Source organism: Thalassotalea profundi (genome assembly GCF_014653195.1).
Classification (GTDB): Bacteria; Pseudomonadota; Gammaproteobacteria; order Enterobacterales; family Alteromonadaceae; genus Thalassotalea_B; species Thalassotalea_B profundi.
In genome coordinates this window covers 228,080-241,753 of sequence record NZ_BNAH01000006.1, presented here as the reverse complement: position 1 = coordinate 241,753, position 13,674 = coordinate 228,080, and the positions used below count along the sequence as shown (strand labels likewise).

Genomic DNA, 13,674 nt, shown 5'->3' with positions numbered 1-13,674 from the left:
TTGTAGGTTGGGCTCAATAGCATATTGTTCTATATCTAATTCATTAACAATCACTGCTGACCTTACTGTCGGCGTAAACACCGACCTACACTCAATCTATTTCATTAAATTTTAGGCATAAAAAAACCGCCGTAAGGCGGTTTCTTATTAAATCTATTTAAGATTAAGACTTACGACGTGACGCACCAGCGAAACCTAATAAACCTAAACCTAAGATTGCAATAGTAGCCGGCTCTGGAACTGCAAACTCTATTGAACCGTCATGCTTACCAGAAATATAAATTTCACCTGCTTGAGCATCAACACCAACAACATTTGGTTGGTCAGTATTTTGGTCGATACGAAAACGTACATTTTGACTCATTGTTGTAGCATACTCTTCAAACGTCATTGAAGAATTACCATAAGCAATATTAAAGATATCACTAGCAGCTACGCCATTTACTGTATCTGTACCAAAGTTACCAATTTCACCATTAAATACTTGGTTACCAGTTGTGTATGAATGACTTTGAATACTAGTTGTGAATAAATGTACTTCAGTACCAAAACCATTTGTAATATCAAATAATAACCAATCAATATTACCCGAAGTATAGTTAAAATCAGTACCGTCAAACGACCCCATTAAATCACTGAAGCGAAAGCTTAGTACCCAAGATGAAGAGATGCTTCCATATCCATTGTCACTAGGATCAGTAGCAAGTAAGCCTTCACCATCAATTAACGCAGTAACTTTATTGTTCGCAATAGTACCACCAAAACCTAATCCACCAGTAGAAACAATAGTATCACCAGCAGAAATAGTACCGTCACCGTCTACATCTGTTACTGTAGAGTTTGATTCAAATACTAACTTAAGGCTATTTTTCCAACCTGTAGTAGTATTACCATTACCTTGAGCGTATGTATTTCCGCCATAATCCGCACCAACATCGATATAAATTTGGTCCGCTGTTGCTGTTCCTACAAACGCTAGCGAAGCTAACGCTGCTGTAAATAATTTATTCATTTTAATATCTCCATTTAAGTTCTGTCCTGTATAATGCACCCTACGTGCCAACATTAAAAAACACTCTTAAAACAACAATATAGCGAACACAGGTAATGCCAGTATTTACTATGTGTAAAATATTCTGACACTGATTATAAACCCAAAGCGTCCACTAATTCGTTATATTTAGGCAATGTAAACTCATTCAAGTCTTGCAGGTTTATATTTGAGATGACCCCTTTAGCTTCATCCTTTTTATTATTGGCAAACAACGCCATCGCATAGTGAACTTTATAGTTATCATTTTTCAAGTTGGCCACAGAAGCTTGTTTTAAATACTTTTCAGCGTCACTGTTTTTATTTGCAGATAATAACGTTAAACCGTACGTATTTTGAATCGCACTCATATTGGGGGCTTTATCCAACGCTTCTTTTGCAAGAGAAAGCGCTTTCTCAGTATTTCCTAATTTTAAATGAATCATCGCTGCATTATTTAACATAGCAAAGTGGCGGTCAGATTGTGACAAAATCGTATTATATATATCAAGCGCCGCTTCTGGTTTGTCTTTTTCCAATAACTCAGCGTATTTAAGTAATAAATCTAATGAGGTAATCACCTTATTATTAGATTTATATTTTTCGATAGTGGCAATAGCTTCTGCTGAACGCTTTAACTGCTGTAATGACGTCGACAATTCAAAAACAACATCTTCCGATTGTAGTTTTTGATATACATTGCTTAATATATTGCGCGCTTTATCGAAATCGTTATTTAGAAATGCAATTTTTCCCAATAAACGCTCGATATTAATATTCTCTTTCCCTGATAACTTTAAATTTGAAAGTATGCTGGCCGCAGCAGGTAATTCACGATTTTTTATATGTAAATTGGCAAGCCCTAGCTTTAAACTAACTTCATTTGGAATAAGCTTTATAGCCTCTTTTTGGCTGTTTATTGCTTCAGGTAAATTCCCTTGAAGTTCAAAAACATTAGCCTTAGCAATTAATGTTGCTGGGCTATATGGATTTAGCTTTAATGCCTCATTAAAACTAACAAGTGCATTACTATAATCTTTGCTGTGAGCTTGTACCTTACCTTTTAGCATCAATAGTTGAAAGTTATTTGGATTACGTTCAAGCCCTTTAGTTAAAGCTAATTGAGCCGCATTAAATTCATTACGAACAATATAGAATGAAGCTAAATAAACATGAGCGATATATTCCCTGTCATTTTTATCGACAAGTTGTTGGAAATACTCCTCAACTGTTTCTTTGTAGTCCTCGTTTTTACTTAAGTTTAGTAATGATGAGGCGACTAATGGTGAGTTGATATTGATATTAAGCGCTTGTTGATATTGCTCAATTGCCTTATCTGTATTTTTTTCTGCTTCGTATACTTGGCCTAATTTGAAATGAACACCTGCATTTTCGTTGTTAAGGCTTAATGCTTGTTCAAATTCCTTTTTTGACTTAGCTAAATCGCCTTGACGAAAATAGATGACCCCTTTGTAGGTAAACGCTAATTCAGGATTTTCGCTGGCTACATTATTCGCTATTTCAAAGGCTTTCTCATAATCACCCTCTTTTAACCGTTCAAGTAACAGCATTGACATTGCAGATTCAAGTTCAGGATTTTTTTCTAGCGCTTTTTCAAAGAACGTTGTTGCTGTTTCATCTTTATTAAATAACTTAAACATTCCTTGCTGATATAAAACATCGGCATTCTCAGGGTCTTTTTTAGCGGCTTTTTCCAATAATGAATTTGCTTCCTCAATTTTACCTAGTTTAAATAACTCCTGAGCAGACGTGCCAAGTACATTAACATCAACATCTGTATTATTAACGCTCGACAACTCATTAAACACATCATCTTCATAACCTAACTGAAACTTTAAGGCGTTAAGAATTTTTTTCGCTGGATGTTGATAATTCAGATCAGCACTAACCGAGTTTAAATGAGAATAAGCCACTTCTAACTGCTTTAATTGATAAGCACTAATACCCGCAATCACTTTAGAAAGTACAAGTTTATTATCACCTCGAATAGCAACCTCAGCAAATTGCTTTGCTTGTTCATAATCATTTGCAGCAAAGCGGGTTTGTGCTTTTATTTGGTTTAGCTTAGGATTTTTAGGCATACCTTTAAGCAATAAATCAGTTTGCTGCTCGCCGGCTTCGTATTGTTCAGAATAAACTAAGGCTAGCGCATACATCATTCTTAGTTCATGGGCTTGAGGATGAATCGCAATATATTTACCAAAATACTCAGCAGCTTTTGCCATATCTTGTTCTTTGAAATATAGATAGGCGTTATACTCTATAGCTTCTGCAAAATCAGGTGATTCATTTAAAATGTCATCAATCACTGCAATCGCATCACTCAATTGATCATCCATACCATACTTCCAAGCTTGGCTAAGTTTGGTATATTTAGAATCATAATTAACTTCTACAACATCATATAAATAGATTATTCCTTGCTCAAACACCTCTTCCTTTATATAGGTTAAGGCTGTAAACGTTTTTAATATGGTTTGAGTCTCTTGTGATAATAAATCTATCTGGGCAATTAATTCTTCCAAGCCCTGTATGTCACCCAAGTGATAATATGACTTTGCTAACAACGGAATAACCTGTGAAGTATCATAGCCATTGGTATAGGCAATCTCTAACTCTTTACCTGCTGAAATCCATAAACCTAAACTTAAATAAGATTTCCCTAATAAAAAGCGCGCTTCAATACTTTGTGAATTAACGCTCAATACATTTTTTAAATTGATTATTGCCGCGCTAGTTTCACCTTTGTCCATCGATGTTTTAGCTAAACTTAAGTATTCTTCATCACTTTTTTTTCCACTACAGCCAATCACTGCCAAAACAACCAGTAATAATGGTACTAACCCTTTACTTTTTTTTATTATGTACATGTGCCATCCCTTGTTTTATACGTTGTAAATACTCGTTATTGTGCTAATTGTGTTAGCTGTTTTTTTCTATTTACATCTGCAGAATTTTTCAATTCTACTGATTTTAAAACTTTTAAAGCATCTTCGTTGCGTTTATTGGCAATTAATACTTCAGCATAATTTAATGCGATAGACGAATCTTTGCCATTCGACAATTTAAAAGCTTCAGCCAAACGTTTCCATGCTTCTGCCTTTTTACCAGCTTTAAGCAAAACCATACCTCGTGTATCGACTATACTAGAGACTTCAGGAGCTTCCTCGTAAGCTATTTTGGAATATTCAAGGGCTTTGTCTAATTGCCCATGCTCCATAGTTAGCCAAGCTAAGTTATTTAAGACAACCACATTTTTACTTTGTGTTTGAATTAGTTTTTCATATTCATCAATCGCTTTTAAAGGTTCACTCATAATATAGCCATTAGCTAATAGCATGCGTACGCGATCATCTTGCGCATTTTTGGCTAAATGTTCACTTAATACTTTTTGTGCCAGATCCTGCTGATTATTACCTTTATATGCAAATGAAAGTAACATCACATTTTGACTACTAGGAAATGCTTGATAAAAAGCTGGGAGCTTTTTAGAAGCTTCACTAAAGTCTTTTTCAAGTAAAGCAATACGCCCTTCCAACCCTAATTTAAGTTCAGGCTTAATCAGTTCAAATTGCTTATCTTTAAAAAGTGTTTTCGCTTCATAAAGCTTTCCGCTATCGAGTAAAAGCTGAATTTTAACAATTTTTAATGCAAGGTTGTCTTTATGATGTTCTGCCAAGCCTTTATCAATATATTGTATCGCTTTATCTACTTGTCTTTGTTTAACATAATGATCTGAAATCATTAAAATAGGTTCAATATGATAAGGGTTAGCTTGTAACCATTTTTCGATAGTTGTTAATAACTGAAGTGAATTACCTTGTCTGCGATAGATGGCAATACGTTGTAACCATGCTTTTTTAGGGGTTTTAACACTTGTATCAATAGCATTTGACACGATTAATGCTTGCGGTAAATCATCTGAATTAATTAAAGCATCAACATATAGCAAACTTAGCTCTATATTATTACTATTTTTCTTATAAGCTTGTTGAATTTTTGCCAATGATTTTTCATCTGATTTTGCTGCAAAGTTATAACGTAATGCTTTCGGACTATCAGGATATTTTTCAACAGCAAGCTCTGCATATTTAATTGCTTCTTCTTTATTGCCCTCTGTAAAATTTAACTTCGCTAATTCTGTTAAAGCAAACAAATTATTTTCTTCTTTCATTAAACTTGTTTGTAACGATTCTTTCGCTAATGCATTCTTTTTCTGAGCAATATAAACAGCAGCAAGCATGTTATAGCTACCCGCAAGTTCAGGATGTTTTTCTTGCCATTTATTGGCAACATCAAATGCTTTATCGTAATCACCAGACTGAAGTGCGGCATAAGCGATAGCTAGTTCAGCACCTTCTAAGTCAGGGTTTGCTTCAAGTGCTGACTCTAAGTTTTCGACACCTGACGGGTCATTCATCATCAGCTTCAAAATACCTTGACGAGCATCATCAATAGGTTTATTACCTTCGGTCGTACCTGATTTTTCAGCAAGTCGTTTAGCTTCTTGTGTAGCGCCAACTGAATATAAATTAAAACTAAGTGTTGATAAGAACTGTTCATCTTCTTCACTTTGAGGTGAAAAAGAGTCAAGTGAATCTGTTAAGTCATCTATTAATCCTAATTGAAACTGACTAATAATAAACATTTTTCTTGCCGGGTGTTCTGGTACCAGCATTTCAGCAATAAAAGATAAGTGATTATGAGCTTGCTCAAAGTGTCCTAAATGGTAAGCACTTGCTCCAGCTATAAGCCTAACATGTGGCGTAACATATTTTCCTTGAATTGCTTTTTCTGCATGCTCTATAGAAGGTTGATAATCTTTGGCAATAAAACGAGAAGCAGCTTTTACATAATTAGCTAATGGCTGGTTGGGCAATGCTTTTAAAATAGAATCGGCATATTTTTCAGCTTCATCATAACGCTCAGCTTTTAATAAACTGTCAGCTATAAGTAGATAAACAATACGTGCGTTAGGCTGTTGCTTTTCGTAGCGTTGATAATGTTCACTAGCTTTCGCATAATCTTGTTGAGCCGTTGCTATTTGCGCCTCAAGCATTGTAACTTCAGGAATACCCTCATCAATATTTTTTATTTTAGTAATTAATGCCTCAGCTTTATCTACTTCATCATTGGCAAGTTCAATATAAGCTTGAGAAAGCGTTGTAAATACATTGGCTGGTAATAATCCTTCTGCCTCTTCTGATGATTTTTTAGCAACTTCAAGCTGTTGAGTGCGAATAGCCGCCAAGGTTTTATAAGCAAGAAACTGCACTTTGTTTTCAGCAGGTAAAGTTTCGGTGCCTTGAAGCGCAAGAATACTTTCATCATCATTGGCAATTAAATAAGCGCGAGCTAATGAGGGCAATAATTTATCACTTTTATATTTAAGTTCTTGCGCCTTTTCCAACTCTTTAACTGCATCTAAAGCACTTCCTAACAATAAATAAGCTTGCCCTAATAAAAAGCGAACTTCACTATTCGTTGGAGCTAAACGTACCGCATTTTTTAATGCGACTATCGATTCTTTATGTTGGTTATCTATCGAATACTTCTGTGCTTGAGCAATGTATGTATCAGCATTTTCTTTTTCAGAACACGCAGAAAGCGCTAATGCAACTGATAAACAAAGTGTTATTTTTTTATTTTTTATTTTCATGTTTAATCCTTTATAACAATGCAATAACGCTTGGTATTACACTATATTTAGTTATTCAATAAAATAAAAGCCCATCAATGATGAGCTTCTTTTGTTACCCTCGAGTATTGAGTAATGGAACACTTAATTGCATATAATCATAACAAGTATGATCTGTCACTAAAATTACAACATCAGCCCATTGCTCCATTTCAGCTAATGACTCTGCTCTAGGGCAATCCCATGACGATACAAATGGGTCATGATATTTAACTTCAATGCCTAACTTTTGAAAATGTGCCAATATTGCATCAGCTGGGGTTTCTCTACAATCATCGACATTAGCTTTATAAGCAACACCTAATATACCAATTTTGTTACCACCCGACTGTTTCAATAATGCCACAGCTTGATCTGCGACAATAATAGGGCGTTGATCATTAATTTTACGAGCCAAGCGTACAAATTCACCAGCTTTAGTCTTTTCAACTAAAAACCAAGGGTCGATAGGAATGCAATGACCACCAACACCTGGACCAGGAGTTAATACGTTCACTCGAGGATGACGATTAGCAAGACGAATTACCTCATATACATCAACTTTAAGCTCTGAGCATATTTCAGCTAATTCATTTGCAAAAGCAATCCCTACATCACGAGAGGTATTCTCCACTAATTTAATACATTCAGCTGTTGTTAAGTCAGTTAAAAATACCTCACCTTTAACAAAGCTTTGATAAATACGCTTTACTTTTTGCTGAGCTTTCTCACTTGATGCACCAATAATACGATCATTATTTACTAACTCATGTAATGTATGCCCAGGTATTGCACGTTCAGGGCAATGCACTACATCAATTTTAATTCCTTTTTCAGCAAAGCGTTGCTCAACAGCCATACTCGTTTGCGGTGAAATAGTTGATTCTACAATAACGGTTTGGCCATCTTTTGCTACTTTTGCAATAGCATCTACAGCACTAAAAACATAACTTCGATCACAGCTATTATTTTTATGTGGTGTAGGCACAGCTACTAAATAAGTATCACTGGATGGTATTTCTGTAGATGCAGTTAAAAATCCTTGTGAAACAACTTTTTTAATAAGTTCAGGCATACCCACTTCATCAAATGGGCACTCACCACGATTAATTGAATCAACTTTATCTTGGTTTAAGTCAACACCCGTTACTGAATACCCAGCTTGCGCAATTAAGCTAGAAATAGGCAAGCCCATATACCCCATACCTATAACAGCTAATGTTTCATTTCGTGCAACAATTTTCTCTTCTTCTTCAATGTTACGGGTATTCGTTATTATATCGAGAATATACTTAGCAACATGACCATCACCAAAAGGGTTGTCCCATGAGTAATCTTCACGACTTAGCCATTGTTTAGCCGCCTTTACAGCTTTTTCTGCATTACGGCCCACAAGCTCACTTGCACCAACTTCAACCGCCTCTGGTCGTTCAGTATTTTCTCTGAGCGTTAAACTTGGCACACCTAATAAACATGCTTCTTCTTGGATACCACCTGAATCAGTTAAAATTAACTTCGCATGCTTTTGTAATTGAATAAAGTCTAAATAGCCAACGGGTGGTATCAATTGCAAGTAATCAGGAAGCGTTATATTAAACTCTTTTAGTTTTGACTGCGTTCTAGGATGAATAGGCCAAACAATTGTGCCCGTATAATTAGCATGCATTTCATCAAGTAAATGTAATAATTCCATTAGGTTTGATGATATATCTACATTTGATGCGCGATGAGCGGTCACCAAAAAGTAGTCACCCGCCGTTAATTGGAGATCGTTTAATATTGTACTTTTTAATGCTGATATTTCTAAATGTTGGAAAAGTGAATCGGATACAGTATTTCCCACAGTATGTATTTTATTTTGATCAATGCCTTCTTTCTGCAAAATCATTTGCTGGTTTGGACCAACTGCAAATAGATAGTCACTAATATGATCCGTCATAATACGGTTAGTTTCTTCAGGCATTGTACGGTCATAACTACGCAAACCAGCTTCAATATGCCCCACTTTAATGCCTAATTTTGAAGCAGCAAGCGCCCCCGCGAGTACTGTATTGGTGTCACCTTGAACTAACACTACATCAGGCTTTTCATCAACTAAAATAGGTTCCATTTTTATCAAGATGTTACCCGTTTGATTACTATGTAAGCCTGAGCCAACACCTAAATTATAGTGTGGGCTAGGTAACTCTAACTCTTTAAAAAAAATGCTATCCATTTCTTCTGAGTAATGTTGATTTGAGTGGATGATAAAATAAGGAATACCGCGGTTTTGGCATTCACGAATGACAGGGGCCATTTTAATAATTTCAGGGCGGGTACCAACAACGATCCCAATTTTCATTTCAACTTCCTTTAATTTACTGTCTAAACATTAGACAGCATACTGTAATGATTACCATAAGAGGTAAAAGTATCGCACAGATATTTTAATTCATAAAGGCAGAATTATAGTATTTAAATCAGCCTAAAAATAAAACTATTGGTTACTTTAGTTAACTATTGTAAAGTATTGGACGTATTAAAAAGTGTATTATTAAAGATAAAATATAAAAACATACTTTCACTTTACATTTAATAAAACAATTAAAGGATATAAAAGATAATCAATGGATAATCGTAAGAACAAAAACGCCTCTTTATCTTCACTACTTCCATTTTTAAGCATAATGATCCTTTTTACGATATTAACGCTTTTAAATTTACCTGTTATTGAAACCTTAACCCGACACAGCTTTGATGATGGCACATACTCGCACGCATACTTAATTCCGTTTATCGTTTTCTACCTTTTTTATCAGTTATCAAAAGGGGGGAAATTAATTTTTCGTGAAAAATTATCAATATTATCGATCATAATTTTTCTAGCAAGTGCAATGCTCTTATTCATTACAAGTAATGCACAAATAAGTATTGGTTATTGGATCGCAATTTTAGCATTAGCCTGTTCAAGCCTTATAATGTTATTCAACTTCAGCTGGGTTACATTATTTCCAGCAGTATTTTTAATCTTTATTTTTCCTTTTTGGGGGCTTTTAGTACCTTTTTTACAAAATCTTTCTGTTGCCGCCGTAACTTTTATCATGGGCTTTACAGGCATTCCCACCTATGTGGAAGGTGAATTTATTACTATTCCAGCTGGTGTCTTTGAAATAGCTGACGGTTGCTCTGGTCTACGTTACTTTATTGTGTCTCTCGCCATTAGTTCGCTATTTATATTCTTGTACATAAAAAGCTTCAAGCGAGCCGTTTTATTTTTTAGTGTGGCTATTTTAGGCGCACTTATCACCAACTGGATCAGAATTACTGCACTCATTATGATTGGTGAATATACCAATATGGAAAGTAGTTTGATGGAAGATCACAATGCTTTCGGTTGGTACATATATATACCTTTTATGATATTACTATTTAAGTGGGGTAATTCATTAATAGATACCGATATATTTAAAAATGAAAGTGACGTGATGGTAAACACCAAGCCTAAGCTTTCAGTGGTGTTGTTATTGATTCCTGTTTTAATAATTTCTTCTACTTCTATTAAGTCATTTTTAAATTCAACCGGCAGTATTCAAACAGTTAACTCAGAACAGGTTGAAGGTATTTATCCAGACGTTTGGTTTTATTCTGGCGTTATAAAGCAGCCTTTAGATAACCCTAATAATATTTATCAAATATATCATTTTAATGGCAGTGACCTTGATGGTAAGCCTAGTTTTTATAACAACAATATGCTGCCAACAAATTATAGGCTCATAAGTTCAAGCGTCGACAAAAACTGGAATATATCTATAGCACAATCGCCGGAAAATCGTGCCGTTATATTATACAAATACGAAATTAATAACCTTACTTACACTAATTTAAGCGCGTTCAAGATAGTCCGTTTTACAAAAGCGCTTCACAATATTAATAACACAAAATTACACTGGGTTTACTTACCTTGCGACATTAATTGTGAAACAACAGTAGATAATTTTTTAAAGTTAAATCAATAACTTCAGGAAGTTGATGGCATAAGAAATGAGATAAATATGATAAAAATATTTATCTCATCGAGTTATTAGCGAAAGGTTCGCAAGAACAACTCTATACATAATATAAAGATACTCTTAATTAATATCATAAACTTATTCTCTTATAAAAAAATAAGCAAACACGGTCTATAATAAACAATCCAGAGGTTATATGCCTTTTAATGGTTACCTAAGCACTTTTTAAATATAATGGATGCCCAAAAGTAATGAATTTTTACCCAATAAAAGTTAGTACAAAATTTTTCTATCTATTAGCATTTCTAATATTCATACAATCATGCGGTGATAGTAGTACTGATAGTGCACCCGAAGTTCATCGTCTAGTGATCACTTCTATTGAGAGTCAGGGTAGTCTTTATGAAGAAAGCGATGCATCTATTACTAGCTATGTTTCTGCTTCTAATAGTCAATCTATAGTTTACCAATGGGAACAAATTTCTGGCATTCCCCTTACTTTAACGAATACCACTCAAAAAACGGTAAACTTTACGATTCCTAATATAACAGCTAATGAAGAAGTTACCCTACAACTAACAGTTAAAGACGCTGACAATAATACTCAAACTAAACAAGAAAGCTTTACCTTATTATATATTAATACCTCTCCTACGATAGAAATAGAAAACAATATTACTGTTAATGAAAACTCCGAGGTCACCCTCACTCCCAGTATCCAAGATGAAGAAAGTGATGTAACAAGCCATTGGCAACAAATATCAGGAACAACAGTAGAAGTTACTCCTACGCAAAACTTTGGAATAGCATTTACCACACCAAAAGTAAGTGACATAGAACAATTAATATTTGAAATAACAGCAATTGATAAAGATGATGAGAGTGCTATAGAAACTGTTACTGTCACAGTATTGCCATATACAACTGGAATTCCAAACCATGTTTTACTGCTTACTAACGATAGAATTAATCAAGTTAAGAGAAAAATTTTAGAGGATGACAGTGCGTGGAAAGACTTAACAAATAGGCTTAATAGTTATTTAGTTAAAACCCCAGCAAATACAGGAGAGTTTATAGGTGGTTATTCTTTAGCTTATTATGTTTCAGGTGAAGTCAAATATTTAGATCGAGCTATAGATTTATTGGAACAAACCTATTTCAGCGAACCAGATATTGGTTGGAAATATTACAATAATCGTAATGCATTTAGAAGCGGATCACGTTGGGCAATTATGGGGTATACATGGATCAAGTCATATATAGCGGAGGATAAGCAAACAAAAATAGAAAACATTTTTTCTGTTTGGGGCGAATATTGGCTTGATTATATTGATTTTAACAATGACTTTAATGATTTTAGAGTTGGTGATAGTGATGAAGTAACGTCTTTAGCCGAAAACCTTACCCTATTAGGTTATGTACTTAGTGAGTCTTCACAGTACACGAATTTAGGCCAAGAACTATTAAGTGCCGGTGATTCAGTACTTAATCGTTTTGTTATTGATTATTACATGAAAGACATCATGGCAGGTGGTTCTTGGGCCGAAGGTTCAGATTATAGCCCTGCTACACAAGCTCATTGGGTCAGAATATTTATGATCAATAAAGATAAGCGTAATATATCTTACCCAACAAGCTTTGCTCATAATGCAGTTCAATCACTAATCCATCAAACACTTGCTAATTATTCGGGCGTTTATAAATATGGTGATGAAGAACGAGCAACCGACTACGAACCAGTATTTGACGACAACCGTTATCAGTTTGCATTTGAATTAATGGGGTTATTAGAAAACAAAAAAGATATTGCGGTTCTCTATCAATGGTTTAATGATGTTTTAGCCAATGAAGGATACAAAACAAGCTCTATAACTACTCACTTTCAACGTTTATTACATCATGATCCTATGATCAAAAATAACGAACCTGCTTTCCCTGAAGATACACTTAACATATCTCCAGGAGTAGGCCTGATTAGTAGTAGAACTAATTGGACAGAGACTGCTACTAACCTTTATTTTATCAACAGAAAACTTCGTGTTGATCATGAACATCGAGACGCATTATCATTCGACATATCCTACAAAGGTAATTGGGTCACTAAAGAAGTAACAGGATATGATGGCCCTGCAGGTTCAAGTATAACTCATAACACAATTCTAATAGAAAATGCCGATAATGGGTCCTCAAGCCCTACCAGAAGGCCTGTAGGAGAGCCTTTAACTCAATATGTTTTCGATGATCAGCATATAACATTAATCTCAGCAGATGCCACAGATACCTATAACATGTCTGGTTATTATGCTACAGACTATGCTGAATTAGTTAACCGACAGTTAGCGTTTATTAAACCTAATATTGTAATAAGCTACGACCATGTAATAACAAAGCCCGATCAAATAAAAGATTTAATCAAATATAGTGACCTGGGATTAACACAGGGCATGAGCCACACACGATGGGTAAAAACCATTCAGCACTTTCAAGTAAAGCCTGAAAAAGATACATTATTAAATAAAAGTTACCTAATAAATGATGGCAAAAATAAAGTGTTATTTCAGAATATATGGCCGTTAGACACTAATATAGAAATTATTGATGAGCGAGTTCTATGGGATGGTATTGCGGATTACCAAGTACAAGACAATCAAAAAAAGTGGCATTTAGCTATTTCAGATAAATCAGATACATCCAATAGTGAAATTATAAATATAATCCAATTCGCTTCAAAAGAAGAAGATATAGAGTTTGATCAAAATCCTATTATGATGACTACAGAAAATGGCTTGATAAAAAGTAATAACGTTATTGGAGTTGCTATTTCTTCGGCTTCTCAAAAGTTTATAATATTATTTAAGCAATCTCCGGATAAAAACGTAGAAAATGTCGAATATACTGTGCCAAGTGGTTATGATGGTGCACTAGTGTATGGTATTGATATAGAATTGAAATAAAAT

The 13,674-nt window shown here is 34.6% G+C and carries 6 protein-coding genes; 2 read left to right on the top strand and 4 right to left on the bottom strand.

Annotation, left to right across the window (positions count from 1 at the left end; all coding sequences use genetic code 11):
- Positions 1-163 precede the first annotated feature (163 nt).
- The 4 genes from IE155_RS09540 to wecB form a co-directional block, all read right to left on the bottom strand.
- Positions 164-1,012, bottom strand: coding sequence for a PEP-CTERM sorting domain-containing protein (locus IE155_RS09540; RefSeq protein WP_189378017.1), 849 nt, complete (start codon positions 1,010-1,012; stop codon positions 164-166).
- Between the two features lie 134 nt (positions 1,013-1,146).
- Entirely contained in the window at positions 1,147-3,921 is a 2,775-nt protein-coding gene (gene prsT / locus IE155_RS09535) for an XrtA/PEP-CTERM system TPR-repeat protein PrsT (protein ID WP_189378016.1), read from the bottom strand.
- A gap of 35 nt (positions 3,922-3,956) precedes the next feature.
- Positions 3,957-6,710 carry an XrtA/PEP-CTERM system TPR-repeat protein PrsT gene (gene prsT / locus IE155_RS09530; RefSeq protein ID WP_189378015.1) on the bottom strand — a complete coding sequence of 918 codons (2,754 nt, stop codon included), beginning with the start codon at positions 6,708-6,710 and terminating at the stop codon, positions 3,957-3,959.
- Between the two features lie 94 nt (positions 6,711-6,804).
- Positions 6,805-9,069 carry a non-hydrolyzing UDP-N-acetylglucosamine 2-epimerase gene (wecB, locus tag IE155_RS09525; RefSeq protein ID WP_189378014.1) on the bottom strand — a complete coding sequence of 755 codons (2,265 nt, stop codon included), beginning with the start codon at positions 9,067-9,069 and terminating at the stop codon, positions 6,805-6,807.
- Positions 9,070-9,334: 265 nt separating this feature from the next.
- On the opposite strand from wecB, the gene xrt reads away from it, so the two are divergent.
- Both xrt and IE155_RS09515 read left to right on the top strand, forming a co-directional pair.
- Positions 9,335-10,723, top strand: coding sequence for an exosortase (xrt, locus tag IE155_RS09520; protein WP_189378013.1), 1,389 nt, complete (start codon positions 9,335-9,337; stop codon positions 10,721-10,723).
- A gap of 245 nt (positions 10,724-10,968) precedes the next feature.
- Positions 10,969-13,671 carry a PKD domain-containing protein gene (locus IE155_RS09515; RefSeq protein ID WP_189378012.1) on the top strand — a complete coding sequence of 901 codons (2,703 nt, stop codon included), beginning with the start codon at positions 10,969-10,971 and terminating at the stop codon, positions 13,669-13,671.
- The last annotated feature ends 3 nt before the right edge of the window (positions 13,672-13,674 follow it).

Coding starts and splice junctions, on each gene's coding strand:
- prsT (WP_189378016.1), bottom strand. CDS start 3,921: ATGTACATAATAAAAAAAAGTAAAGGGTTAGTACCATTATTACTGGTT.
- wecB (WP_189378014.1), bottom strand. CDS start 9,069: ATGAAAATTGGGATCGTTGTTGGTACCCGCCCTGAAATTATTAAAATG.
- IE155_RS09515 (WP_189378012.1), top strand. CDS start 10,969: ATGAATTTTTACCCAATAAAAGTTAGTACAAAATTTTTCTATCTATTA.
- IE155_RS09540 (WP_189378017.1), bottom strand. CDS start 1,012: ATGAATAAATTATTTACAGCAGCGTTAGCTTCGCTAGCGTTTGTAGGA.
- prsT (WP_189378015.1), bottom strand. CDS start 6,710: ATGAAAATAAAAAATAAAAAAATAACACTTTGTTTATCAGTTGCATTA.
- xrt (WP_189378013.1), top strand. CDS start 9,335: ATGGATAATCGTAAGAACAAAAACGCCTCTTTATCTTCACTACTTCCA.